Origin of the sequence: Microcoleus sp. PH2017_24_DOB_U_A, assembly GCF_020738205.1 — a bacterium.
Taxonomy (GTDB): Bacteria; Cyanobacteriota; Cyanobacteriia; order Cyanobacteriales; family Microcoleaceae; genus Microcoleus.
In genome coordinates, this window is sequence record NZ_JAEQCT010000083.1 from 14685 (window position 1) to 40984 (window position 26300).

General features: G+C 44.5%; 28 protein-coding genes and 1 pseudogene. 19 read left to right on the forward strand and 10 right to left on the reverse strand.

Going from position 1 to position 26300, the window contains the following annotated elements; translation table 11 throughout:
- The first annotated feature begins 50 nt into the window (after positions 1–50).
- From JGK07_RS22760 to ilvA, 3 genes are all read left to right on the forward strand, one after another.
- Positions 51–914: a bifunctional class I SAM-dependent methyltransferase/HIT family protein gene (locus JGK07_RS22760; RefSeq protein ID WP_293224823.1), complete on the forward strand. Its 864-nt coding sequence runs from the start codon at positions 51–53 to the stop codon at positions 912–914.
- A 173-nt stretch (positions 915–1087) separates the two neighbouring features.
- Complete coding sequence (locus tag JGK07_RS22765; protein ID WP_293217370.1) at positions 1088–1657, forward strand: hypothetical protein; 570 nt, start codon at positions 1088–1090, stop codon at positions 1655–1657.
- 223 nt (positions 1658–1880) lie between these two features.
- Positions 1881–3428 (forward strand): threonine ammonia-lyase, biosynthetic, encoded by a 1548-nt coding sequence (gene ilvA / locus JGK07_RS22770; RefSeq protein ID WP_293212142.1) that lies wholly within the window; start codon positions 1881–1883, stop codon positions 3426–3428.
- Between the two features lie 100 nt (positions 3429–3528).
- Here ilvA and JGK07_RS22775 read toward each other — a convergent pair whose 3' ends face one another.
- Positions 3529–4377: an Rpn family recombination-promoting nuclease/putative transposase gene (locus JGK07_RS22775; protein ID WP_293190450.1), complete on the reverse strand. Its 849-nt coding sequence runs from the start codon at positions 4375–4377 to the stop codon at positions 3529–3531.
- A gap of 211 nt (positions 4378–4588) precedes the next feature.
- Here JGK07_RS22775 and JGK07_RS22780 point away from each other — a divergent pair.
- Both JGK07_RS22780 and JGK07_RS22785 read left to right on the forward strand, forming a co-directional pair.
- Positions 4589–5005 (forward strand): annotated as a pseudogene (locus JGK07_RS22780) (XisH family protein).
- Positions 4993–5328, forward strand: a complete 336-nt coding sequence (locus tag JGK07_RS22785) for a XisI protein (RefSeq protein ID WP_293177271.1) — start codon at positions 4993–4995, stop codon at positions 5326–5328. Before JGK07_RS22780 ends, JGK07_RS22785 begins: the two are co-directional and overlap by 13 nt.
- Here the strand turns inward: JGK07_RS22785 and JGK07_RS22790 are convergent.
- A complete protein-coding gene (locus JGK07_RS22790; protein ID WP_293190449.1) occupies positions 5325–5537 on the reverse strand; it encodes a hypothetical protein in 213 nt (70 codons plus the stop codon). The two genes, JGK07_RS22785 and JGK07_RS22790, sit on opposite strands and share 4 nt — an antisense overlap.
- 146 nt (positions 5538–5683) lie before the next feature.
- On the opposite strand from JGK07_RS22790, the gene JGK07_RS22795 reads away from it, so the two are divergent.
- Entirely contained in the window at positions 5684–5983 is a 300-nt protein-coding gene (locus JGK07_RS22795; protein ID WP_293190448.1) for a hypothetical protein, read from the forward strand.
- The gene (locus tag JGK07_RS22800) at positions 5983–6429 is read left to right on the forward strand and encodes a PIN domain-containing protein (protein WP_293196856.1); all 447 of its coding nucleotides are present in this window, start codon (positions 5983–5985) and stop codon (positions 6427–6429) included. Before JGK07_RS22795 ends, JGK07_RS22800 begins: the two co-directional genes overlap by 1 nt.
- Positions 6430–6513: 84 nt before the next feature.
- On the opposite strand, the gene JGK07_RS22805 is transcribed toward JGK07_RS22800, so the two are convergent.
- On the reverse strand, positions 6514–6903 hold the full coding sequence (locus tag JGK07_RS22805) for a hypothetical protein (RefSeq protein WP_293242054.1): 390 nt from the start codon (positions 6901–6903) through the stop codon (positions 6514–6516).
- A 34-nt stretch (positions 6904–6937) separates the two neighbouring features.
- Positions 6938–7822, reverse strand: a complete 885-nt coding sequence (locus tag JGK07_RS22810; RefSeq protein ID WP_293242057.1) for a hypothetical protein — start codon at positions 7820–7822, stop codon at positions 6938–6940.
- A 283-nt stretch (positions 7823–8105) separates the two neighbouring features.
- Between JGK07_RS22810 and JGK07_RS22815 the strand changes: the two genes are divergently transcribed.
- From JGK07_RS22815 to JGK07_RS22830, 4 genes are read left to right on the forward strand one after another with little or no spacing between them, the layout of a single operon-like run.
- Positions 8106–8624 (forward strand): hypothetical protein, encoded by a 519-nt coding sequence (locus JGK07_RS22815; protein WP_366934324.1) that lies wholly within the window; start codon positions 8106–8108, stop codon positions 8622–8624.
- 53 nt (positions 8625–8677) lie between these two features.
- Positions 8678–8833, forward strand: coding sequence for a type II toxin-antitoxin system HicB family antitoxin (locus JGK07_RS22820; RefSeq protein ID WP_293242060.1), 156 nt, complete (start codon positions 8678–8680; stop codon positions 8831–8833).
- Positions 8834–8856: 23 nt separating this feature from the next.
- Positions 8857–9063, forward strand: coding sequence for a hypothetical protein (locus JGK07_RS22825; RefSeq protein ID WP_293242063.1), 207 nt, complete (start codon positions 8857–8859; stop codon positions 9061–9063).
- Positions 9063–9410, forward strand: a complete 348-nt coding sequence (locus JGK07_RS22830) for a type II toxin-antitoxin system PemK/MazF family toxin (RefSeq protein WP_293242066.1) — start codon at positions 9063–9065, stop codon at positions 9408–9410. Before JGK07_RS22825 ends, JGK07_RS22830 begins: the two co-directional genes overlap by 1 nt.
- Before the next feature lie 68 nt (positions 9411–9478).
- Here the strand turns inward: JGK07_RS22830 and JGK07_RS22835 are convergent, their stop codons facing one another.
- The 5 genes from JGK07_RS22835 to JGK07_RS22855 all read right to left on the reverse strand — a co-directional run bounded on the left by JGK07_RS22835 (position 9479) and on the right by JGK07_RS22855 (position 11834).
- Positions 9479–9796, reverse strand: a complete 318-nt coding sequence (locus tag JGK07_RS22835) for an RNA-binding protein (protein WP_293242069.1) — start codon at positions 9794–9796, stop codon at positions 9479–9481.
- Between the two features lie 83 nt (positions 9797–9879).
- Complete coding sequence (locus tag JGK07_RS22840; RefSeq protein ID WP_293242072.1) at positions 9880–10203, reverse strand: hypothetical protein; 324 nt, start codon at positions 10201–10203, stop codon at positions 9880–9882.
- Positions 10178–10375: a hypothetical protein gene (locus tag JGK07_RS22845; protein WP_293242075.1), complete on the reverse strand. Its 198-nt coding sequence runs from the start codon at positions 10373–10375 to the stop codon at positions 10178–10180. Before JGK07_RS22845 ends, JGK07_RS22840 begins: the two co-directional genes overlap by 26 nt.
- A 294-nt stretch (positions 10376–10669) precedes the next feature.
- Positions 10670–11356, reverse strand: coding sequence for a class I SAM-dependent methyltransferase (locus JGK07_RS22850; protein ID WP_293242078.1), 687 nt, complete (start codon positions 11354–11356; stop codon positions 10670–10672).
- 103 nt (positions 11357–11459) lie between these two features.
- The gene (locus tag JGK07_RS22855; RefSeq protein WP_293177300.1) at positions 11460–11834 is read right to left on the reverse strand and encodes a DUF1257 domain-containing protein; all 375 of its coding nucleotides are present in this window, start codon (positions 11832–11834) and stop codon (positions 11460–11462) included.
- Between the two features lie 295 nt (positions 11835–12129).
- On the opposite strand from JGK07_RS22855, the gene JGK07_RS22860 reads away from it, so the two are divergent.
- The 5 genes from JGK07_RS22860 (at position 12130) to JGK07_RS22880 (ending at position 18047) form a co-directional block, all read left to right on the forward strand.
- Entirely contained in the window at positions 12130–12444 is a 315-nt protein-coding gene (locus JGK07_RS22860; RefSeq protein WP_293291055.1) for a hypothetical protein, read from the forward strand.
- Complete coding sequence (locus JGK07_RS22865; protein ID WP_293291057.1) at positions 12401–12952, forward strand: hypothetical protein; 552 nt, start codon at positions 12401–12403, stop codon at positions 12950–12952. Before JGK07_RS22860 ends, JGK07_RS22865 begins: the two co-directional genes overlap by 44 nt.
- Before the next feature lie 23 nt (positions 12953–12975).
- Entirely contained in the window at positions 12976–13278 is a 303-nt protein-coding gene (locus JGK07_RS22870; protein WP_293177306.1) for a hypothetical protein, read from the forward strand.
- Between the two features lie 739 nt (positions 13279–14017).
- Positions 14018–16396: a PAS domain S-box protein gene (locus JGK07_RS22875; RefSeq protein ID WP_293177309.1), complete on the forward strand. Its 2379-nt coding sequence runs from the start codon at positions 14018–14020 to the stop codon at positions 16394–16396.
- A complete protein-coding gene (locus JGK07_RS22880) occupies positions 16386–18047 on the forward strand; it encodes an EAL domain-containing protein (RefSeq protein ID WP_293207806.1) in 1662 nt (553 codons plus the stop codon). The genes JGK07_RS22875 and JGK07_RS22880 overlap by 11 nt, the downstream gene beginning before the upstream one ends.
- Before the next feature lie 362 nt (positions 18048–18409).
- Here the strand turns inward: JGK07_RS22880 and JGK07_RS22885 are convergent, their stop codons facing one another.
- Complete coding sequence (locus tag JGK07_RS22885; RefSeq protein WP_293224825.1) at positions 18410–19726, reverse strand: J domain-containing protein; 1317 nt, start codon at positions 19724–19726, stop codon at positions 18410–18412.
- 656 nt (positions 19727–20382) lie between these two features.
- Between JGK07_RS22885 and polA the strand changes: the two genes are divergently transcribed.
- The 3 genes from polA (at position 20383) to JGK07_RS22900 (ending at position 25654) form a co-directional block, all read left to right on the forward strand.
- The gene (polA, locus tag JGK07_RS22890; RefSeq protein WP_293224827.1) at positions 20383–23535 is read left to right on the forward strand and encodes a DNA polymerase I; all 3153 of its coding nucleotides are present in this window, start codon (positions 20383–20385) and stop codon (positions 23533–23535) included.
- A 13-nt stretch (positions 23536–23548) separates the two neighbouring features.
- Entirely contained in the window at positions 23549–24121 is a 573-nt protein-coding gene (locus JGK07_RS22895) for a thermonuclease family protein (RefSeq protein ID WP_293190440.1), read from the forward strand.
- A gap of 1008 nt (positions 24122–25129) precedes the next feature.
- A complete protein-coding gene (locus tag JGK07_RS22900; protein WP_293177321.1) occupies positions 25130–25654 on the forward strand; it encodes a hypothetical protein in 525 nt (174 codons plus the stop codon).
- Positions 25655–26300: the final 646 nt, after the last annotated feature.

A 26300-nucleotide genomic window follows, 5' to 3' on the forward strand; every position in this document is an offset into this window, starting at 1 on the left:
TCCGCTTCCGCGGACTGAAGAATATCGATTTAAATCAAGTTTATGCTGCCATGAAGAAGCAACAAAATAAATTCAGCCACCTCACAGCAATTGAAAGAGTTTACCTGTCATTCCCGGCAAAAATTTTATTAGAGCAAAACTTGCTTCAAGGTAAAGTTTTAGATTTTGGGTGCGGCTTCGGTAGCGATGTTAAATTGTTGCAGCAAAAAGGCTTTGATATTGCAGGTTACGACTCTTATTATTTTCCTGAATTTCCCGAACATAAATTCGACACTATCATTTGCTTTTATGTTTTAAATGTCTTGTTTCCCGAAGAACAAGCGAATGTGCTGATGGAAGTCTCACACCTGTTAAAACCCGGAGGTAAAGCATATTTTGCCGTGAGAAGGGATATCAAAAAAGAAGGTTTTCGAGAACACTACGTCCACAAAAAACCTACCTATCAGTGCATTGTCAAACTTCCTTTTAAGTCGTCTCTCTTAAATGAGTCTTGCGAAATCTACGAATACGTGCATTACAACCATCAAAGAAATTCCACGAATAACTGCATATTCTGCAATCCGTACAAAAACTTAACTTTAGTCACAGAATCAGCGACAGCCTATGCAATATTTGACGGTTATCCCGCTAGCAAAGGTCATGTTTTAATTGTTCCAAAACGTCACACTGCAAATTATTTTGAATTGCCGTTTCGAGAGCAATCGGCTTGCTGGTTTATGGCGAATAAGGTGCAAGAGATGTTAATTAAAGATTTTCATCCTGATGGTTTTAATGTGGGTATCAATATTAATAAAGATGCGGGTCAAAGTCGCAGTCACGCTGCGATTCATGTTATCCCCCGCTACAGGGGCGATGCGGATGGAAATAAAGGCGGTATTAGATATGTGATTCCTCAAGTTAAAAATAAAAATTAGGAATTTGTGAAAGATTTTTTTAACGCAGAGGCGCAGAGAACGCGGAGAGAGAAGAGATGGATTTATAATTTTTGTAAGGATTGTGATATTTGAGCAAAGGGGGAGCCAAATAGAGTTAAAATGTGTTTGCCAAGTCTCAAACTATACATTAGCAGTAATTTGGTGTTCTGTTTATGTCTAAGCGCAAAAAGCAAGAATGGCTCAAGGAAACTCTAGAGCTCAAAGAAGACCACAATTGGAAATCTAAGCCTGGAACTCGCATCTTTGTCGCTGGAAGAGGTGCAGTCCGCTTTGATGTCCCCCAAGATTGGCATTTTGAACCGGATACAAAGTCGTTCCGGTTTACGGATAAGAAACCGCCGGATGATGATTGTTGTTTGGAGGTTTCGTTTAATTTGTTACCTCCTGGTAATTGGGGAGAATTTCCGCTGGTGCCGCTATTACAGAAAATAGTTGAAGATGATACCAGAAATCCGATCGATCCTGGGGATATTATCCAATTGAAGCGACAAACTGCTCGGGTTGTTTGGACTGAATTTAAGTTTATCGACCCTCCAGAGCAGCGGGAAGCTTATTCGAGAATCTGTATCGGATTGGGTTCTAATGTTCAGTGTTTGATTACTTTTGATTACTGGGTTGATGATGCTGAACGTTTGACTCCTGTCTGGGATACGGTGATGGACTCGCTGGTTTTGGGTTTGTTTATTAGTGACCCTCGAACGGGTTTTGCACGTCCAGATTAGGTTTGGGGAGATGGCAATTATCAGGACTAAATCTCATTTATATCATTGCCGAGCGATCGCTCTTTTTTCGGTTTGAGGGCGATCGCACTTTTTGCACGTCAACCTTTTAATTCGCAATCAAATTATTAGTAAACTAAATCTGTTCGCTCGATCGCGCGATCGCCAATTCCACGAAGTCCGATCGCCAATTCCCGCAAAACACTAACACAAATACACTACAATTATCCCACCATCCGGCACCTACAAACCTGCTAACCCCATGCTTTGCGATTACCTCGTACAAATCCTCACCGCCCGCGTCTACGATGTTGCTCAAGAATCCCCCCTAGAAGTAGCCCCCAATCTATCAACGCGGCTCAACAATAAACTGCTGCTGAAACGCGAAGATATGCAGTCTGTCTTTTCCTTCAAACTGCGGGGCGCGTACAACAAAATGGCGCAACTGTCGCCGGATTTGCTAGCACAAGGTGCGATCGCAGCTTCCGCCGGCAATCACGCCCAAGGAGTCGCCCTCGCCGCCCGCCACCTGGGAACTCGCGCGATTATCGTCATGCCCGTAACGACGCCGCAGGTGAAGGTAAATGCGGTGATAGCGCGCGGTGGAGAGGTGATTTTGCATGGGGATACCTACGACGATGCCTACGCTTTTGCGCGCCAATTAGAGGTCGAAAAAGGCATGACTTTTATTCACCCTTTTGACGATCCGCACGTGATTGCGGGACAGGGTACGATCGGCATGGAAATTCTGCGACAACATCAAAAACCGATTCACGCGATTTTTGTAGCAATTGGTGGCGGTGGATTGATTTCGGGAATTGCAGCTTATATCAAGCGATTGCGCCCGGAAATTAAGATTATTGGTGTGGAACCGGTGGATTCCGACGCGATGAATCAATCGCTGAAAGCGGGTAAACGGGTGCGGTTGTCGCAGGTGGGTTTATTTGCTGACGGCGTGGCGGTGCGGGAAGTTGGCGAGGAAACTTTTCGGCTTTGTCAGGAGTATGTGGATGAGATTATTTTGGTGGATACGGATGATATTTGTGCGGCGATTAAGGATGTTTTTGAGGATACGCGATCGATCTTAGAACCTGCTGGCGCTTTGGCGATCGCAGGTGCGAAGGCTTATGTGGAACGGGAACAAGTCGCAGGAGAAACATTAATTGCGGTTGCTTGCGGCGCGAACATGAATTTCGATCGCCTGCGTTTTGTAGCAGAAAGGGCAGAGTTTGGCGAACGTCGGGAAGCGATTTTTGCAGTCACAATTCCCGAACAACCGGGAAGTCTCCGCAGGTTTTGCGAATGTTTGGGTAAGCGCAATCTAACTGAATTTAGCTATCGAATTGCGGATGAAAAAGCAGCGCATATTTTTATCGGCGTCCAAATTCAAAATCGTGCCGATGCGGTAAAAATAGCAGCGAGTTTTGAAGATTGCGGCTTTAAAACTTTGGATTTAACTGATGATGAATTAACGAAATTGCACTTGCGACATATGGTGGGTGGCCGTTCGATGCTGGCGGATCATGAGTTATTTTATCGCTTTGAATTTCCCGAACGTCCGGGTGCGTTGATGAAGTTTGTGGGTTCGATGAGTCCTAATTGGAATATCAGCGTTTTTCACTATCGGAATAACGGCGCAGATTACGGGCGAATTGTGGTGGGAATTCAGGTACCACCAGATGAGATGAAGGAGTGGCAGGCTTTTTTGGATACGCTGGGCTATCAGTATGGGGATGAGAGTCAGAATCCGGCTTATAAGTTGTTTTTGAGGTAGTTTATTATTCGGCGGTTGAAACCGCTTCTACACAAACGAAGTCCGCCTGCGCGGACTAAGAGATTGGACGGGAACAATGTCATGTCTGGTTTTCGACGCATCAAACTTCCGATCGCAAATTCTGCACATCCTGAACGCTGAGTCCGGTTATTTGGGCTATGGTTGCGTCATCTAGGCGATCGAGTAACTGCCGTGCGATCGCGAGTGTTGCTTCTTTTTTAGCTTCTTTTCGAGCTTGTTTTTCAGCATAGATTATAACTCCTTGTTGGTCATAAATAAACATTTCTTGCCGTTCGATAGCGTCCAGCTCGTCAGGATTTAAATTAACTTGATTTGCTATATCAAAGGCTTGATGAATCTCTGGAATGACATCCATTGTTTCTGGGATTTGTGTCAGCGTATTAGCATATTTTATGAAATAAATCCATTTATCCACCAGGGTTTCTAACTGTGACAAATCTTTGGTAAATTTCGGGAGTTCGACAAACACTAGCTTCATGTTATTATCGGTATATCTCAGATTAGTCGTTTCTTCTTTGTAAACAAATCTAGAAATTACCCGATCGCTATTTTCAAACATCTCAAAATCAGTCAGTGTCAGTGCAATCACAGGTTGCAGCATTCCGTAGCCTTGTCCTTTCTGTAATTGAGAAACATAGGTTTTTGCAGCGTTGTATAAAACTCTCTTTCCGAAAAACTCTACATTTAATACCTGCATTTCAATAATGACGAGAGTACCATCGGCAAGTCGGGCTTTCACATCTAAGTAAGTATCTTTTAACCCTGTGATTTTTGGGGGCAAATTGGGATTAATAATTTCTAAGTCTTCTATGGTAGGATTGCCATCGTAAATCATGGCGTTGAGAAAGCTGATGAGTATGCCTTTGTTATCTGAAGAACCGAAGATTTTTTTGAAGGCGTAATCGGTTTTGGGGTTGATGAATGTCATGGTGGGAAACGGGAATCGCGACGGCTGTCTCGATTGTATCATCGGTGCGATGGCTACTTCCTTAGCTTGTGCCTACGAACTTGACGGGTGCGATCGCCCGTAGGAGAAGATAATGAGCTATCCTCACTCTTGAGAGTCAGAAGGGCGATCGGGCTTTTCCAGATAGATGCGATTGGAAGTACAATAAAGTTAAAAGTTACAAAAGGGAACAATGGCAGCACGCGATCGCTTTCATGAAGCCGTTAAGCTTGCCCTTCAGAAGGAAAATTGGGTGATTACCGACGATCCGCTGAGGCTAGAAACCGGTTGAGCAAAGTTTGAGATTGATTTGGGTGCAGAGCGTTTACTCGCAGCACAACGGGCAGGAGAAAAAATCGCCGTTGAAATTAAAACATTTTTGGGTGACTCCCCGATTACGGATTATCATGCGGCATTAGGACAGTTTCTGAATTATCGGCTTGCATTAGAACTTAAGGAACCCGATCGCAAGCTTTATTTAGCAGTTCCTGTTGCGGTGCACGAAGCTTTTTTTCAGCGGGAGTTTTTGCAAATTTCGGTAGAGCGGCATCAAGTTAACCGCATTGTCTACGATCCAGTGAATGAGGTGATTGTACAATGGATAAGCTAGAGCATTATCGTCAGTCGATTCAAGCATTATTGACTGAATATGTGGCAACTCCGATCTCCAATGGTGCGATCGAATCGCAAATAATTTTTGATACGCAGCGGGATCATTATCAAGTGACGAATGTTGGTTGGGATGGACATCGGCGGGTGTATGGATGCGTGCTGCATTTAGATATTAAGGATGGCAAGATTTGGTTGCAGCAGAATACAACGGAGATGCGAGTGGCGCACGAGTTGGTGGCAATGGGTGTGGCAAAGGAGGATATTATCTTGGGATTTCAAGCAACCTATGTGCGCGAGTACACGGGCTTTGGAGTGGCTTAGCGATCGCTAAAAATAATGTCACCAGCAGCGATTTCCTGACGTACTATCTCAGCTAGACTATCCCACTGAGCGTCTGTTGTAGCTTCAAATTGAGCCTTCCACACCTGTTCGTCACTGATATCCTCTTCCGCCATTAGAATGCGGATTAACTCTCGTTTGTCGATCGCAGATAGTTGTCTAATGGTAGGGAGTAATTCTGTTAGTGTCATCGGTTGTTTTCCTACGATGCGTCTATGTTAACGGTAGCAGGTCAACGTAGTAATTGCAACTTCTAGGGGAGTTTGACAAAAAATGCCCAAAAATTGCTATAATAAAGAGTCTTAGAAACTTAACACTAAAGGCTGAGGTTAAAGTCGTGACAATAACTTCACAAGAAACGGATGTAGAGATTCAACAATTCCCTATTGTTCTGGGACAGGGAGGGGAAATTACCATTCCCCAGTTATTACAAGATGCTCTCAAGGTCGATCGGGGAGATATGCTGGTGCTACTCCAAATAGGTAATTTGATTGTGCTTGCTCCCAAACAACCTCAAGTTCCCCAACTAATCGATCGGATTGCAACGATTATGGAAAATGAAAATGTGGGTTTGACTGATTTATTGGCGGGTTTAGAAGCGGAGAGAGAGGCGATTTGGCAGGAGAAACAGTCTTGATGCGTAGGATATTTGCAGACTCCAGCGTGTTAATTGCCGGATGCGGATCGCGAACGGGAGCTAGTCGTGCTGTGCTGACAATGGCTGAAATAGGTCTTTTAAAGTTGGTTATATCTGACCAAGTTTTGAAGGAATGCGATCGGAATATACGCAAAAAAATACCTGCATCTCTGCCAATTTTTACAGAGTTGCTAGCTACTATCAACCCCGAAATTCAACCTGATCCATCCCTCGAAGAATCATCGCGGTGGGCGGCTATTATTGAAGCTAAAGATACCCCGATTTTAGCAGCGGCTGTTCTGGCAAATGTCGATCGCCTGTTGAGCTTAAATACCAAAGATTTTACGTCCGAAGTTGCTGCACAAAGCGGGTTAATGATTCAAACTCCAGCAGAATTTGTTACAGAAATCCGAGAGATTGTAGGAAAAGGTTTGTCGTCAACGTGATTCGAGGGTGATGAGCGACGAATAATAAAGGCGATCGCCCTTTGTTTTTTTGAGTAAGGGCGATCGCACTTCGCACACCACAATCTATTCTGGTTTCATCCAACCTTTAACGATCGCCTTCCCGACATTGACATAAGGATTGTCTAAAAACTCTTCGATCGCAGCTTCACCACCAGCCTGCAATGCACCAACCGCAAGACGCTTGAAACTGGGGGTAGTTTCATCGTTAACGTAAGCAATTTTTTCAGGCTCTGTAGCGGTTGGATTAGTTTGTTCCAACTGCTTGACAAGTTGTTGAATCTGAGCAGCAGCTTCTGCTAGAGTATGTTTCTGTTCTGATCGTTGCACAAAAGTGTTCTTGTCGGATCTGGCATTCTCACCCAGAGCCCTATGCTGGTGATAGACATTTCCCATAACCATTCCACCGTAAACACTTCCACCGACATTACGAATTGAATTATTATTGTCAGTCATAATTTAAACTACTCCTTAATAAAAAAGAGATCTACTATTCATAGAATCTCTCTATACCACTTCTTAATAGAAGCTGATTTGGCTGTTCATTTTCATCCAATGATAGCCAAATAGGTCGGCTTATATTAGCTGCTACATAGTTATTAAATGTTTGACAATGCTCATCTTCGATTCTCAAGGATGCTTTATACTGTAAGCTGGGCTTTTTTGTGTTTTTAGTCCATCCATAAATCCTTAGCTCATAATTACCAGTTTGCACCTCAAAAGAATTATTTCCTTCAGAAATCCAATCAAATCTAATTACTTTATTTATGGAAGAAATGCCTTTTACAGCAATTGGTTGAGCTAAATTATCATTGACAAAATTCCCGACCTCTGTAATTTTGACAAATGTAGTCCACGTCATGTCATAAAATTTTTCAGTATGATTCTGTCTCCCAATAACTAAGCGAATCCGCTGAATAGTTCCGCCCTTTGGACTCCAATTGTAGAAAGTTAGCGGCAGATTGAACCCTACTCCTCTAATTGTTTGAGTATTAGTTGGAATGTCTATAAAAATAGGAAAAAATATGAGATGTCTACCAAAGCATAACTGAATATTTGCTGGTCTGAGATTCGATGTATAAGCCACAACAAGAGATATAACAAGACCAAGCATAGAAACTACTGTTGCGATTGTGGCACTCCAATCAGTTTCTTTTTTTGTTTGCTGCACAGCACTGCTATCATTGAGTGTTAAAACATTCTGTGATGGAGTAAGTGATAAGATGGGCGCTTGTTGTGTCATATAAGTACCAGAACTTGGTTTAATATCTTCTGGAACGGATATCTTATGAGATGTCTGAGCAAAAGATTGAATAGAAGTAATTAATAACAATGAAATAGTACATATTGCTAATAATATTTGATTTTTTCTCATACTTGGATTTCTATGATTGTCATGTAATATTTCAGGCTTTAGGGAATATTAAATAGATGCAAAATCATTGAACGTGAAATTTAACACGCTTAAACAGATAGTCGTAATTTATTCAATTTAGACATCATAAAATAACTCTAAACCCATCGCTCAAAATTTAAAAGCGGAAAAAAGCGGAAAAAGACGGAACTATTGTAAAGATTCTGTAAAGCTTTAAATCGGAAAAAGACGGAAAAATACGGATAAAATCGGCTATAATAACCAATGTCCTCCCACATCCCGGATGATGCGCCTCCAAGAAATACTTCAATTTATAGATGATGCTGTCTACGCCAAGACAGGCAAACATTTAAATGACTTGCAGCGCGGAATTATTGAAGGAACGCTGAAGCGTCAAAAGTATGATGACATTGCAGAAAATTGTGGTTGTTCAGCGGGTCATGCTAAGGATGTAGGTTACGAGCTTTTGCAAATGTTATCTGATGTCTTTGATGAAGAAGTTGATAAAAAAAATCTTAAATCAGTCGTAGAACGGCAAGGTGCTCTAAATATTTCTTTGGGTGCTCGAAGCTTTAATAGCAATAATAATATAATCGGCTGTGTAAACATGGGTTCCGAACAAACAACTCCTACCCCAGATCAAAGTCAGCCGGAAACTCCCGACTTGCAGGAGGAAACCAAAAATCAAACTAAGATTGAAACAATAGATAAATTACGGCAGTTTGGCTTGAGCGACGAGCAAATTGCCGAAGCACTAGATATACCTTTAGAGCAGGTGAAGCAGGTGGACTTGGAGGAGTAAAGTCTGCTACAGTAATAAAGAGGTAAGTTTTGAGAATAAACTAGGAGAATAAATTGACAATCAAAATTATCATCCACGAAGCAGAAGAAGGCGGATTTTGGGCAGAAGTTCCTGCTATTCCTGGCTGTGCAACTGAGGGAGAAACCTTCGAGGAATTGTTGCAAAACCTTTGTGAAGCAATCGAAGGTTGCCTTGTTGAAGTAAAATAAAATATCCTCATATATTTTCAGCTATGAACACAAAACTCATTGAATCCTTGGTACAAATCATCCAGACACTCTCTGAAGAAGAGCAATTGCTAATCAAAGCAAAACTATTTAATAACATCCCCTATCCTTCTACTGCGGAAATAGCCCAGTTAGCCCAAACCGGTGGAGCATTTCAATTCCTGCACGACGAACCTGATATTTACACCCTTGAAGATGGAGAGCCAATTTAGTGAAGCTAAAAAAAGGAGATATTGTTTTAGCTGAATTTCCCTTTACAGATTTGAGTCAGAAAAAGTTACGTCCGGCTTTAGTCCTGTGGGCAAGTTCAACTATAGATGAAATTACTATCTGCTTCATTTCTTCGCAAAATGTCACTAGCCTAAGTTTAGATGAATTTGCTTTAAATGCTTCATATCCCGAATTTTCTAGCACGGGATTAAGAGTATCTTCTAAAGTTAGAGTGACTCGGATTGTCAGCCTTGAACAGAGATTAATAGTGAGACGATTGGGCGAGTTAGGAAGTCAGCAAATGCAGCAATTGAATACAGCTATAATACAAGCATTTCAATTAGTATAGCCTTGTTTACTCTCGCGCGCTTGCCGGAAACGATCGCAAATCCCTGCAATAAAAGTTTCGCCATGATTTCAAACCAGCACCGGACGACTTCTCAGCGGCACAAGAATTTCATGCAAAACACTAGGCTTCGCACTAAGATATACTTCACCACAATTACCCTCGTTATATCCGACAACAATAGCCCCGATCGCACTACCGATTTCAGGATACATCTCTTCACTCATCTCTCCCTCATCCAAAAAGTCTGGAATTTTAATCAAACCTTTGACACCATCTTCACCAATATTAACAAACACTCCAAAGGGAGCATGATATTCAACTTGACCCAGCAAAAACTGCCCCAATCTGTACTTTAATTTAATTTGTTCCCAGCTTTGACTATCCATAATATTTACTGTGGTTTGAGGACTCGTGGAAATTGGTTGAGTATGGCAAACAAGCGTTGAGGTACAATTACCTCAATTCGCTCCTAACCGTCTTTCTCATCATAGCGATATTCCAGCGACTGGAAATACTGCTCATAACTTGACTTATCAATTGAAACCTCCAGTATCCCTTCTTTATAGCTTTGATTATACTCTTCTGCAATACTTCGATCGTTGGGGCCGGCAAAATAGCAATTTCCATCGACATAAGGAGGATTGTAGGGAAAATCGACTGGTTGAAATCCCTCTTTCAGTAATTTCTGACCTTTGCGTTTTTGAGGTGCTTTGTAAATCGTAATGATTTGGGGGGATTGTGACTGACTAGGTTCCATGTAAAATGCTTCAAATCTCCCTACACTTTCCTTCACTAAATGCTTGTTCTGCTTGTCGAATCAAGGGGTCAAATTTGCCTGCTTTCAAATCCTCTTCGATTTGCCGATCCCAAAGAGATTCTTGGAACTCTTCAAGCCATTCAAAAAACTCTGCGAGTTCATTCTGTGGAAGTTGCTTTACTGCTATCTTGAGTTCGGCAATTTTCATGAGTAAGTAATTCTTTTTCGTAATATTTGTTTACGTGTTTGCTCTAATTATATAGCATCGATCGACATCACCGACCTTCGCCATCACATTATACCAAAGGGTGCATCTCACTTTTGAAGAGGGCGAAGCATGACCGCATATAAGTTATTAGTTATAATTTTATATTGACTGCGGTCATGCTTCGCCCCTACAAACATATTTGCTTGCATTGAGATGCACCCATACCAAATCTCCTTCTATTACCTCTCTTCAGTCTCGCGTTTCGCCGACTTGGTTGTTCCTGTAGAAGCGATTTCAATCGTCTGGTGACTGACAAATTAGTAGCATGGAAAGAGGAATCTTCGTCTGTGGATGTATCGGTTCCTGGAATTCGCACACTCTCCAGCCGGATTTCGATACTTGTTGAAACCAGGAACTAACTGTGCGGAAATACCAGGGCATCGGCTCTCGAAAAGCTCCGCCGAAATTGTCGAAAGTCTCGATTTTCCATCCGTCAACATAGGGCTGTTGCTGACACGCTGTGAATGGATGAACTGTCTGGATTAACAAATGTCCGTCTGAGACTGTGGCTTGGCGTAACGATCGCAATAAACCTCCAATTTCCTCACCAAGTAGCGAAAAATTGCAGACAATCCCATCGTAGGATTGACCGAGTACCAGCGGATCGGCAATAATCTCATCGTAGCCGATCGCCCGAAAACAACCGCTGCTTTTCTCACGAGCGCGATCGATCAAACCACGGGAAGCATCAACTCCAACCACCTCTACACCGTGCTTTGCTAAGGCGCGCCCCAGCCAACCTTCACCGCATCCGACATCCAGCACTCGCCGATGCCCGTAGCGCAGCACAGCTTGTAGAATAGCCTCATCCGTTGCTGCGCGGCGACTTTCGATCGAATTTTGCTCGATCGCCCGCGTCCATGCGTCAGCATTAGCTTCCCAACTCTGTTGAATTTGTTGTTCAGGGCGATCGCATTTCATGGTAATTCTATTCTTGGTACTAAGACTTACGAAGAAATCTGATTTTGAATCCGATTCTGCGTAAGTCCTGAGTATATAAAAACGAGTTCAGAAAGAGCGATTCTTAAACCCATCTACCCACAACAACCCTCACCGTTCCATCCGCCAAAGTTTCCTCTTCTTCCACATTAAAACCCTCAGACTCCACCGCCGCCATCAAACTTTTGCGCGCGTATTTCTGACTGATTGAATTAACAAAATCCTGCTGGTTAATGCGAGCGCCCCAAAAATCCGCCACCAATTCATAATCCTCTCCGCTGCGCCGAAAACCCAAATCGTAACCGTTCGACTGCCGAATCACGTACTCGGCATTAGTTTTCTCGCCATGATAACCCCGCACCTGCACATTGCACTCTACTTGATAACCCAACTCTTCCAACACTTGATGCAGCAGTTCGCCGTTTTTGATCTGAACCTTGATCGTTGTGAAGTGTGACATATCACTTTCGGATTTTTGTGTGAAACGCTGATTTGATTATAATAACATAAATAGCAACAGTCAATAAGTTAGGACTTACGCTATTTAACCCGATATTTACGAAATATTGCGGGTTTTGCTTTTTTTGCGCCTGCAATTAAACCCGGTTTCTGGCAGCTTGGTACCCAGCGTCATGCCCTTGCCAAAATTTAAGTTTTAAATCGCTCTACCGATTGTCAACTTTCGTGTCTCGCCAGTTAATTACCAATTCCCCAATTTCCCAATCTAAAATCTAAAATCTAAAATCTAAAATGGTATGATTTCCGACAATTCTAACCAACCCAAAGAATATGATGCCGTCCTCGGCGGCCAAAGTCAAATCCCGATCGCCGCCGCCGTTTTGGGAGGCATCGCCGGAGTCAAGCAGCGCTTGCACAGTCCTAGTGTCGAGCCGCGCATGGCCGCCGTTAAAGATGCTCCTAAATACGGAGACGCCGGTTTGAATTTAGCAATTGCAGCCCTGCTAGATCCCGCACTCGAAGTGCAGCGAGTTGCTTATTCAGTTTTGCGACAACGGACAGAACCTTTTGTCCGCCCGCACTGTGAAAACTGGGACAAATGTAGCGATTAGTCCCGGAGGATCTCGCACGGCGAGTTTGCACGGCAAAATAATTAGAATTTGCGATTTAGAGACAGGAGAAATACTCTATACTGTAGACAAGTATCCCCGCGCTCAAGAAACTTTTGTTCTTTGCCAAGAAACCGAAGTTTTTGTCAGGAGCAGAAATCTTCCGAAACACCGCGCGATCGAAATTTGGCAGGGAGGAGAATTGCTGCATACTTCCCTCGGACACGAAGGGGAAATTACCGCAATTGTCATCAGTCCCGACAGTCGAGTTATCGCCACGGGTTCGGCAGATACTACAATCAAAATTTGGGATTTAGAGAGCGGAAAGTTAATTTGTACTTTTGGCAGTCATTTAACTTGGGGAGCTCATAAAGGAGGAATTGCGAGTTTGGCTTTTAGCCCGATCGCACCAACTCTCGCGCTAGCAGCAGTTCTGATGGTACCATTAAAATCTGGAACCTCGGCAGCCGAGAATGCTCCCAAACAATTAAAGGTTATGCCAATTGTCTAGCTTTCAGTCGAGACGGGCAGACTTTGGCTGCTGGCGGCTGGGACAGAAACATTCAACTGCGCCAGCTATCGCATCCGGATAGTCCAATAACTTTGGCAGGGCATTTTAACTCGATAAATGCGATCGTCTTTAGTCCCGACGGGCGCACTGTTGTCAGTGCTAGCGCCGATGGTAATCTCAAATCATGGAATGCCCGCACCGGCGAACAAATTCACACTCTCGGCGGACATCAAGCTTCTGTTACTTGTCTTACTTTTAGCAGCGATGGCGAAACTATTATCAGCGGCAGTTTAGACAAAACTATCAAATCTTGGGGAATTAATTGAAGGCAGAAGGAATAAGAAATAACGCAGAAGTCAGAAGGAAGGGCAATATCAAATCCGCCCTTCATCGTCCTGTATTCATCTCTCTTATCTCCCTCTGTGTTCTCTGTGTTCTCTGCGGTTAAATAATTCCGATGCAACCGGAAACGATATAACATCTCTGGGAACAGTAAAAACCGTTTGTTACTCTTCCCTGAGCGTCCCGGCACACCAAAGCTGATATACATATAGCGAGTGTCCCGCACACCAAAACACCGTGTAAAAGCAAAACACAGATGTGGCCCTTGGAAAAAGCAAGAGGAAATGACGAAGAGGGAAGGGGCAATCGACAATCGACGGCATGGGGCAAGTGCAATGCGAGAACTTCCTAACCGTCGGGCCCGGTGGTTATATTTCAAAATTCGCGATTTCCGATTCCTAGGTGCGTAAATATACGCAAGCAAATATAATAACTTTATAATTCTAGGTCTTGTGCAAGCCGAGGATTGCGAAACTTCTTTTTGCACTACTACACATACTTAGGGTAAAAGTATCGATTCGGAACCATTATTCAGCTTGTTGTCAATTTCTGAATAGTCGCCACACAACCGGGCAAGCCACGATTTATGAATCCTTGACACTAGCTTGAAATTATCGAATCTTCCTCAGATGAGTATCGCAACGAACTGTAATATTTGATTGAAAAAGTTTATGCTTAAAAGATAGGCAGGGGTTAAATATAACAGTGCTTCCCTGAGTAACCATGTCACACTGCAACCAATCCATCTATGCTTCCAGCAATGCCACAGAAATCTGCGGTACTACTGCCAGTTGGCAGGAAAAAGCCGATCGACTAACGGTAGAATTAGGCAACACGCGCGATCGGCTTCAGGCAGAAATCGATCGCCTGAAACAAGACAACCAAACCCTGCACGCCGCTGTCAGTTGTGCTCCAGTTTTCCTGTGGGCAACCGACAAAGACGGCAGGTTAACCCTTGCAGCAGGCAAAGGATTGGAAAATTTGGGGCTCGAACCGGCTGAGACCCTCGGGCAGTCGATTTTTGCAGTTTACAGCCAGCCAGATATCTTAGAAAATATTGCCCAGGTACTAGCGGGAAACGATCGCACTTGGAATGCCCAACAGGGGCATTTTATTCACGAAATTCGATCGGCACCGCTGCAAGACGCAAACGGCGAAGTTGTCGGGGCTGTCGGTGTTTCTACTGATATTACCGAGCGCGAGCGAGCCATGACAACTCTCTCTCTTTCAAATCAAGAATTAGAAGACAAACTTACTCTGCAAACGGCAGTCTCGAATGCAGCACTGGCCGAAAGCGAAAAAAAGTACCGCAACCTCGTAGAAACCTCCCAAGAGTTGATTTGGTCGATCGACATTCAAGGCATCTTGACTTTTGTCAATTCCGCCGCCAAAAGGATCTACGGTTACGAACCCCTAGAAATGATCGGTCGTCGCTTTGCAGATTTTTTGATTAAAGAAGAAAAAGCCAGACAAATAGAAATATTTGCCCAACTCTTAGCAAGAACCAGCCTTCAGCCACAAACCCCTAATTTGCCTTACGAAATAGTACACATCCGCAAAGACGGTACCGCCGTCCACCTGCGCGTCAACAGCATCGTCAACCAAGCTGAAAACGGCGCTATTTTAGGCCTGTGCGGAACGGCGACAGATATTAGCGATCGCAAGCGATCCGAAGAAGCACTCCAAGAAGCTACAGACCAACTTCGCGCCGTCTTGGATGCCGTGCCCGGACTGATTTCTTGGGTCAGTTCAGATTTGCGGTATATTGGAGTCAACCAGCACTTAGCAACCTCGTTCAAACGGTCTCCTGAAAGTTTTGTCGGGGAAGAAATCAACTTTCTCGACAAAGGCTCAACTTTTGGACAACTGATCCGAAACTTTTTTCACAGTTCATGTCAGCAAACCTCCCAAGAAATAGATATAGAAATTAACGGCTTAGCCTGCAATTATTTAATAGTAGCTCAAAAATATCATCAAGGAACCGCAGCAGTTTCCGTAGGAATAGACATTACCGAGCGCAAGCGCGCCGAAGCTCAAAAAAGCCAATTAATCGTTTCTTTGCAAGAGTCTGAATGCAAATTTCGGAGCCTTTACGAAGCCACCAGCGACGCAGTAATGCTGATCGAAGAAGACAATTTTTTTGACTGCAACCTCGCCACCCTAGCAATTTTTGGTTGCAGCAATCAAGAACAGTTTTACGGCAAGAAACCTAGCGAATTCTCCCCGGAATTTCAGCCTAACGGACAAGACTCGTGCAGTCTAGCAACACAAAAAATATCCGCAGCAATGCAAACAGGTAGCTGTCGCTTTGACTGGGTGCACAAACGGCTAGACGATTCAGAATTTCCCGCAGAAGTGCTGTTAAATGCAATGGAAATTAACGGTAGAAAAATAATTCAAGCAGTAGTGCGGGACATTACAGATCGCAAGCGCGACGAAGATCGCATCAAAGCATCCCTCGCAGAAAAAGAAGTCCTCCTCAAGGAAATTCACCATCGCGTCAAAAACAACCTTCAAGTTATTTCGAGTTTGCTCAAACTTCAGTCCCGCTACATCCAAGACAGTCGCGTTAGTGAAATGTTAAAAGAAAGTCAAAACCGAGTCAGATCGATGGCCATGGTGCACGAACAATTGTATCAATCCAAAGACTTGTCAAACATTGATTTTGCTGAATACATCCAAAATCTTGCCCACAATTTATTCCAAGCTTATGAAATTGATACAGAAGGCGTGAAGTTGCAAACAAATATTGCGCCGTGTTCTATGAATATTGATACGGCAGTTCCTTGCGGGTTAATTATCAACGAGCTTGTGACAAACTCGCTCAAGTATGCTTTTACAGGACAAACTCAAGGTAAAATAAAAATAGATTTTACTTTAGATAATAACCGGGTTTGCGTGCTAGCTGTGAGCGACAGTGGAATTGGTTTCCCTCCAGACTTAGATTATCGAAATGCCCGAACATTGGGTTTGCGACTGGTCGGGTCTTTGGTCAAGCAAATTCGGGGTAAAATAGAACTGTTAGAAACGGCAGGCACGAATTTTAAAATAACATTTTCCAAGCAAAATAGCACTTTAAGGAGACAACTTAATGTCAAATAAAAAAATTCTGATAGTTGAGGACGAAAGCATCATTGCGGAAGACATTTCCGACAGTTTAATATCTAGAGGGTATAGCATAACAGGTATTGTGTATTCCGGAGAAGAAGCGATTGAATCCGCAGCCGAATTCAGACCAGATTTAGTTTTGATGGATGTTAACCTCCAAGGAGAAATCGACGGAATTACAGCAGCAGAAGAAATTCGATCGCGCTTTCAGATTCCGGTAGTTTATTTGACAGCTTATGCGGACGAAAACACTTTACGGCGCGTCAATGCAACGAAACCTTTCGGCTATATTGTGAAACCATTTGAAGAAAAAAACTTGCACACAACTATTCAAATAGCTCTCCACCGACATCAGCATGACTGCTTGACAAACTTGCCAAATCGTTCGCTGTTACGAGAGCAGCTAAATCTGCTATTAGACAAGCAAAAAGAATTGCCCGAAATGATTCCCGTTGTCATTCTTAGTTTAGATAGAATTAACCGAATTAACAGTACCTTGGGGCACGATATCGGCGACTACGTACTTTGCAAAGTTGCTGAGCGGTTGAGCAACTGCACGGAGAAGATTAATATTGTGGCTCGTTTGGAATCTGCCGAATTTGCAATTGTTCTCGAACCAGTTGCCGAAAAACAGGATGCTGCCAAGATTGCTCGAAACATTTTAGATATTGTAGCCCAAGCTATGATTGTCAAAGGCTCGGAACTCTATGTCACGGCAAGTATGGGCATTTCTTTGTCTCCTGGCGACGGCAACGATGGAGAAGAGCTGCTAAAAAATGCTTATACAGCTATGTACAATTCTCAGGAAAAAGGTGGCAACAAGTATCAGTTTTATACGGCAAAAGTTGCGAATAATTATATCAATAAATTTACTCAAGAGACTTGCCTGCGTAATGCTTTAAAACGCTCGGAATTTGAAGTTTACTATGAGCCACAAATAGAAATTAAAACCGGAAAAATTATTGGTGCTGAAGCTTTGGTGCGCTGGAACCATCCAAAAAGGGGCAGAGTTTCCCCTGCGGAATTTATTCCCATGGCTGAAGAGATGGGCTTGATTGCACCGCTGGGCGAATGGGTGTTAGAGACGGCTTGCAGGCAAACTAAAGCTTGGCAAACAGAGGGTTTGCCTCCGCTGCGGGTAGCAGTCAACGTATCAGCCCGCCAGTTCGATCGCAAAAATTTGACCGAGAGAGTCAGCCAGATATTAAGAGAAACTCATCTAGATCCTAAATGTCTGGAATTAGAATTGACGGAAGGTTTAGTTTTGCAAGATGAAGCGGCAGCAGCTCAAGCTTTTACTGTGTGGAGAGATATGGGGATTAGGATAGCAATTGATGATTTTGGCACGGGATATTCTTCTTTGAGCTATCCGAAACGCTTGCCGTTTGATGCGCTCAAAATTGATAAGAGTTTTATTCGCGATATTGCTGACGATCGCCAAAATGCTGCGATTACAATAGCGATTATTCAAATGGCGCACTCCATGAATATGACTGTGATTGCTGAGGGGGTAGAAAATCAGCGGGAACTTTCTTTTTTGTGTGCACACGATTGCGACGAAATTCAAGGTCATTTTTTCAGTCAGGCTTTGCCAAAGGCTGAGTTTGAAGTGCTGCTCAAAAGCGATAAGTGCTGGAATTTTTAGGCATTGGGAATTGGGCATGGGGCATGGGGGATTGTTCAACAGTTGACAGTTGACAGTTGACTGTTGACTGTTGACTGTTTGATAGCGATCTTTACCTTTAAGTCCGAGGATTGGAGTAATGAATAGTCTAATACCATTTTTATAAAATTGTGCAATACGCTTGACCCCCCCTAGCCCCCCCTTGTAAAGGGGGGGACAAGAATACTGTTGCTTTTTTTTAATTGGTATAATTTTAATTTCTCCCGATCGGGGTTGGGGCTTTTAACCAATTCTTTCTGGTAATTTTCCGCAATGACTAATGACTAATGACTAAGAGGGCGGGCACTCAAGGCCGGGCCCCTACCAACTGACAACTTACTAATTTAAAAGATTCGCCCAACCAGCCAATTTCCCAGCCACAACCCGAAACCAGAAGTAGCCACTAACAGGATAAATGTGTAAAGCCCGCCATTGCCGATCGACCTTTCCCCAGCTACCATCCGCGCCACAACTCCTGCAACAATCCCGATCGCAGCCCAAGCCCCATAAACAGCCTGAGAGCCCGCGATAGCCAAGGCTTGGGCGAAATCCCCCGAACCCTGCCCAGTCAAAGCCCCCGCCCACGCACCAATCAAGAGCCCGATCGCACCTCCAAGCCCGACGGGCCCACCAGAATGTACGCCTAGTTCCGCCGCCAGCCCGCACATCAAGCCCACAATCCCCCAACAAACCGCCTCCACTAACACCTTCAGCCAATTACCGGAACCCGTTCCAGCCATCAATCCCACCACTGTCAGCACTCCCGCTGCTGCCAAAACTACAGCCACGGCCCGGGACTGGGCCTCTGAACTGGCGATCGCCCCCAAACCAGCCCCAACTAGCGCCCAAGCAGCCCCTGTTGCGATTCCTCCCGCCTGAAAACCGGCGATCGACCCCCCCACCGTCCCAGCCAAAACTAACGCCGCCAGCCACACTCTAGGCGTTGCCGAACCCTCCGCCAGCAAAATCGCGGCCCACAACCAATCCGCACCCCAGATTAAAGTCAACATCCACATTGGGGCGTCAAATTTCGTCAAAATGTAGCCTGTCACAGCGTAACTCCCAACTGCGATCGCCAACTGCCCCCAAGGGAAGATGGAATATTTTTGAGATAGCCGCGGTTGTGAGTATGGAGTCGGAAATTCTTTTTTCCGGTTCGGGGTAAGGTAGGCATATTTTTGAGATGGCCGCGCTTCCCTCGCCACGGTGGGCCCCGATGGCTTTTTCCCCCCCCACGTTTGGCGATTTTGAGTTGTAAATCGTTTCTTGTTTTTCGGGTTGTTTGGAGTGGAAATTTTGTGGGATGCGGCTTTTTTTTGCCGGCTTTGAGTGCGCTGGGAACCGGGCTTGCGGGCTGATTTTGCCGATCGCCTTCTCAGCGGCTTTTCGGGCGGCTTTTCTGGTGGTGATGGTTGCGGTGGCTGCTGAGATGGTTTGTCGATCGCCGGAGGTGGAGGCTGACTGAGAAATAACACCAACTCGTCGTAAGCTTGATTGATTTCTGTTAATCTTTGTTGGGCTTTTTGTTGCAGGCGATCGTTGTGTGCAAACCGATCGGGATGCCACACAAAGGCTAAATCCCTGTAAGCGCGCTTAATTTCTTCTGGGGAAGTTCCAGGCTCTATTTCGAGGATTTCGTAGCATCGATTAATGTCACCCATAAGCTTCGATCGGCTGGTGTTGTTCAACAGTTGACAGTTGACAGTTGACAGTTTGAGAGCTACCTCAACCGCTTAACTCCGAGGATTGGAGTAATGAATAGTCTGATTTTAATTTCTCCCTCAAAGCGAGAGACTTTCAATTAATTCTTTCTGGTAAATTTGCGATCGTACTTAACTACCAGCCGGGAAGTCTAAGGGTATATTCAGAGGGGGATGAATCTCAATTGCTGCGCGAAGTACCCCCGAATGAATTACCGCGCTTGATGAAAGGCTCGTCGGATGGAGGAACGGAAGCCGACAATTATTCTTGTACACCCCTTGATGAAGAGGAAATACTCTGATACTATATTAGTCAAGTGGGGGTGGAACTACCTCACTATAAAAAGCCTTTGAAAAAAAGGAAAAAGAAGCCTGCGGTCTAACTGTACCCAGTTGACCGCCAGGTTCGTTCACTATCTTCTACCATTCTCAGCCAAGCTGCACATTAAGCCGATCGAGCGATTTGAGATTTGAGATTTTGGATTTGAGATTTTAGATTTGGAAAGTAGTTATGATATAAGGGTTTCGAGCTTTTTTAACGTTGCGTTCGGTTTTAAAAAAGGTATGACAACTGGGTAGAATGGAAAAATAGTTTCGGGCGATCGCCATCTGTGTCAGTGTCGGAAAATCAACCTCCCACCTTCATCCTAGTTGACGGCCACTCCCTGGCCTTTCGTTCCTACTTCGCCTTTGCCAAAAGTCGAGACGGAGGCTTGCGAACTACCACAGGCATTCCCACCAGCGTCTGTTTTGGCTTTCTCAAGTCGCTGCTGGAAGTTATGGCCGCCCACGATCCCCAGTACATGGCGATCGCCTTTGACCTCGCCACGCCCACTTTTCGCCACGAAGCAGACGAAACCTACAAAGCCGGTCGTGCCGAAACCCCCGAAGATTTTATCCCCGATCTCAAAAACCTGCAAGAACTCCTGGGCTATCTCAATTTACCAGCAGTCACTGCTCCGGGCTACGAAGCCGACGATGTTTTGGGAACTTTGGCGAACAAAGCCAGCGCCGCGGGTTATGCGGTTAAAATCCTGACGGGCGATCGAGATTTGTTTCAATTAGTAGAAACCGAGAAACACATCAGCGTATTGTACTTGAGCACGGATGAACTCAGGCGATCGGGCAAAGGCAAATCCCAAGAATACGGCCCGGAAGCAGTCAAAGAAAAACTCGGAATTATACCAGCACAAGTAATAGATTACAAAGCCCTCTGCGGCGACAAATCCGACAACATTCCCGGAGTCAAAGGCATCGGCGACAAAACCGCCCTGCAATTGTTGGAAGCTTACAATTCCCTCGACGGCATCTATGCTGCGATCGACGAGATTAAAGGCGCAACTAAGAAAAAGTTGGAAGAAGGGAAAGAAGCTGCCTATCATTCTCAGCGCATGGCGACAATTATTCAAGAAGTTCCCTTAGAAATCAACTTAGAAGATTGTCAGCTTAAAGGTTTTGACGAAGCAGCATTGATTCCGATGCTGGAAAAGTTAGAATTTAAAACATTTTTAACCAAAGTCAAACAAATTCAAAAGCGTTTTGGCGGCACAGAAGAGCCATTGGCGGACAGTGGAACAGGCATCTTGCCTGTTTCTTTGGGCGGGCAAGATGCCCAACCCACAATCAATTCCTCAGACAGTGGAACAGGCATCTTGCCTGTTGCTTCGGGCGGGCAAGATGCCCACCCCACAATCAATTCCTCAGACAGTGGAACAGGCATCTTGCCTGTTGCTTCGGGCGGGCAAGATGCCCACCCCACAATCAATTCATCTGAAGATGAAGCATTAGCTTTCTACAGTCTTAAAGAAACCCTAGCCGCTCAACAAGCAAACCAACTACCAATTAAACCGCGAATCATTCAAACAACCGAACAGTTAAACGAATTAGTCCAACTCCTACAAACCCACACCGATAAAGCCTCGCCCGTGGCGTGGGATACCGAAACCACCGCCTTAGAACCGCGAGATGCCGAATTAGTCGGAATTGGCTGCTGTTGGGGAACCGGAGAACAAGATTTAGCTTACATTCCCACGGGACACAAAACCGGCACAAACTTGGACAAAGCCACGGTTTTAAATGCTTTGCGTCCGATTTTGGAAAGCGAGAATTATCCCAAGGCGCTGCAAAATGCTAAATTCGATCGCCTAATATTGCGCTGTCAAGGAATCAAACTCGCCGCCGTCGTCTTCGACACCATGCTAGCCAGTTACGTACTCAACCCAGAAACCAGCCACAGTCTCAGCGAATTGTCAAAGAAATACTTAGTCGATTCAGAAGAAAATCACAGTGTCAGCGAACCATTAAGGGAATACTTACGCCATAATCCCAAAAGTTACAATCAATTAGTACCTAAAGGCAAAACAATTGCTGACATCAGCATTCCGAAAGTAGCTGGCTACTGCGGCATGGATGTTCACACTACATTTCAATTAGTAGGTAAACTTAGAGCCGAATTGGATAAAGCGGATAAAAATGCGCCATCTGAAAATTCTCTGCATCGATTGCTGCTGGAAGTAGAACAGCCCCTCGAACCTGTTTTAGCTGAAATGGAATACTGCGGAATTCGCATTGATTCAGCTTATCTCAATACCTTATCCCAAGAGCTAGAAATAAAATTAGCCAAACTCGAAGAAAATACCTATGAGGCTGCGGGAAGAAAGTTTAATTTAGGTTCACCGAAACAACTCAGCGAAATCTTGTTAGAAAAAATCCCCGAACAGTTTCAGAAAAAGTCTCGCAAAACCAAAACGGGATACTCTACAGACGCCGCTGTTTTGGATAAATTGCAAGGAGACCACCCGATTGTAGACGATTTATTAGAACACCGAACATTATCCAAATTAAAATCAACTTACGTCGATGCTTTGCCGCAGTTGGTGCGTGCAGATACCGGGCGAGTGCATACAGATTTCAACCAAGCTGCAACGGGTACGGGCCGACTTTCTTCTTCCAATCCCAATTTACAAAATATTCCGATCCGCACCGAGTTTTCGCGGCAAATTCGCAAGGCTTTCTTACCTGAGTCTGGTTGGCTGATGGTGTCGGCTGACTATTCTCAAATTGAACTGCGAATTTTGGCTCATTTGAGTCAAGAACCTGTGTTAATCGAAGCTTACAACAATAACCGAGATGTGCATACTCTGACGGCTCAACTGCTGTTTGAAAAGGAGGATGTCACGCCGGATGAACGGCGGTTTGGGAAAACGATTAATTTTGGGGTAATTTATGGTATGGGGGCGATCAAGTTTGGTCGTTCGATGGGCAAATCTTCAGCAGACGGTAAAAAGTTTATTGAACGATTCAACCAGCGTTACAGTAAAGTCTTTGAATTCTTGGAAAAAGTAAAAAAAGAGGCGATCGCCCTAGGCTACGTTACCACAATACTCGGCCGCCGCCGCTATCTCAACTTCGACAAAAATGGCAGCCTCCAGCGCTTAAAAGGCAGCAATCCCGAAGACATTCACTCCGAACAACTGGCGCGCTTAAGCAGAGATGACGCCCAATCTTTGCGCGCCGCAGCAAACGCTCCCATTCAAGGCTCAAGTGCTGATATCATTAAACTTGCCATGATTGAGGTAGACAAAATTTTGCAAAACTATCAGGCGCGGCTGCTGCTGCAAGTTCACGATGAATTAATATTTGAAGTACCTCCCGATGAATGGGAAGAATTGCAGCCCAAAATTAGAACGGCGATGGAAAGTGCTCTGCCGCTTAGCGTACCCCTGATAGTTGATATCCACGCGGGGCAAAATTGGATGGAAACTAAATAAAAAAAAGAAAACCATGACACAAAATAAAATCTCCCTTTCGCCTACAATCACCAGCTTGAGCGCAGTTGCTCTGCTTTTCCTACTCTCCGGCTGTCCGCAAAAGCTACCGCCCAACAATTATGCTGTCAAACGAGTCAGCGACGGCGATACTCTTGTCGCCAGCGATGCCGCCGGCAAAGATATTAAAGTGCGTTTTGCCTGCGTAGATGCACCAGAAATTGCTCACACTAACGCCGAAAAAAATAGCAAAAAAGCAGCATATAAAAATCAGTTTAAGTGGGGTAATCTAGCCGAGCAAAGAATGCAGCAACTCGTCAAAGAAGGGGGCGGTCGCGTCGTTTTGACAGTCACTGATACTGACCGCTATGGCCGTAAAGTTAGCGAAGTTCGCTTGCCAAATGGCACATTTGCTCAAGAAGTTTTGCTGCGCGAAGGATTAGCAATGGTTTACACTCCATACTTAAAAAACTGTCCGAGTGCAACTGTTGTGCAACAAGCGGAAGCCGAAGCCAAGAAAAATCGCCGCGGTATTTGGGGAGATTCTAAGTTTGTGCCAGCTTGGGATTTTCGGCACAGCGATAAATGAAGGAAGAAGGAAGAAGGAAGAAGGAAGAAGGAAGAAGGAAGTAAATGTAGGGTGCGTCGCCACGAACAACTCTCGTTGCTATTGAGAGATCTCATAGCGACGCACCCTACCACTTATAACTTCCACAAGTTTGTGGGATGGGCGTCCCGCCCGCCCTTTTTGGACGGGCGGGACGCCCATCCCACAATAATAATAATTAAAATTGTAAATTATTTAATTCGCTATCCTAAGGAAGTAAATATAGGGTGCGTCGCCACGAACAACTCTCGTTGCTATTGAGAGATCTCTGATAGCGACGCACCCTACCACTTATAACGGGGATAAATAACCCGGATTTGGTATTATAGGGTAAATGATGTACTCAATCAAACTTCAAAAGCTTAGCAATACAGGTTTCGGTGTACCCAAATTTTTTGAAAAAGGCGATCGCAAAAAAATCAACCTATGTGTATATTGACATCAGCAAAATTATGTTGTTGGTGTGGTATCTGCGAAGCTTTATCAGACATTTGAGGGGTGCATCTCAATGCAAGCGAATATATCCGTAGGGGCGAAGCATGACCGCAGTCAATATGAGATGATAACTAATAACTTATATGCGGTCATGCTTCGCGAAACTAGGTTTCTAGACACCGATGCGGAGCCTCCTAATTTAGTACAATACAAACAGGACGAGGTTCTGCTCGTAGTGTCCGCAATCTGTGGAGTTTGCGCGATAGCTGACGGCAGATTCATAATCGGCCAGACATGAGTTCGATGGGAGCATCTCACTTTCGCAAAAAGCATTTTTTTTACAGTGCTGTCCTCGAAGAGCGTGCTTTACAAAGCTTTGCTGTGCTCCCGACAGCACTACAAATGCAAAACCCAGATGTACCCAGTTCGATCGCATTTTTAGGCGACTTTTTTTTGGGAAAAGTCAACAAATGTGATAGGCTCCAGATAAATCAATAGACTGCCACGAAAAGCGGTCTATTGCAATCACCCAGAAATTAGTTTGAGGGGACATCAATGAATATCAAACATCTGACTATCTCCGGGATTGCACTGCTGCTGGGTACTGCAATCGTAGGAAATGCTATTGCTCAAGAACTAACCAACGAGCAAAAAACTGTTACTTGTCGCTTGAAAACAGAAGTTGACCAGCGTTCAAGCAACGGTCAAAAATTGGTGTTTTGGCCATTGATAGGCACTGTTCGCAAACAAGTTTCATCTCCTTTTAGAGCAACGCTGCATCCAGATATTGAGTATGTTTTTGTAGCCACTTGCGACGGAAATTGCCAGGATTTAAACCTAACCCTCAAGGATGTCAACACTGGCCAAGAAATCGGTACGAGTCAAAAGACGGGCGAACTGGTATCAATCTCTTTTACTCCGCCATCCCAAGGGGAATATCAAATCACTGCCAAGCCTGGCGAATGTACGAAGGAAGAGGGTTGCAGTTTTGGTATGGGAATCTTCGTTCCTGCCTCTGCTACCGTACCTAATGCTTCAAAACTTCCTGCTGAATTAGCACAATTTCGACTTTGCCAGTAGAAGAATAGCGATAAGTTGGGGATCATCTCATTTTGGCAAAAAGCTTTTTTTGTTGTAGTGCGAGCTTAAGAGCTCGCTTGGTTTTAACAGCAAGCGAGCGGGGACAGCACTACAAACTCCAAACTGAGATGCTCCCATAAGTTGATAAGTTGTGAGTTGCGAGTAGAGTAGAGGCTTGAATCGCCAATCAAATTTATAACTCGCAACTTATCACTCGCTACTTATAGCGGTTCTCCTAAATATGAGTTATGCCAAATTCTGATACGATCGCCCTGAGAGCACACACGGAGAGCGTCTTTACCGGACAGAAGCCTCAGGCAGCCTATAGGAAAGGAACTATCGCTTACCTTTTTCCCCATTACCAATTACCTTTTTCTCAATTACCCTTTACCATAAGCGTGCCAGATCTATCTGAGAAAGGCTATATATAGCAACCGCCCGACGGTGAGGACGTTCCTAATGTCTTAAACCCTGGCTTTTATTGCTTCTTGCTTCTGCCTTCTTGCTTGTGCCATAATTTTTTAACCATAACTCCCCCAAACTGTAAAGCAGGTCGAGGTGTGGAACCCTGCAAAGACCCCATAACTGCCGAAAATTGGCCCTTTGCCAGAACTTTATTTACCCTCAGGCAGGCATCAATTAGAAT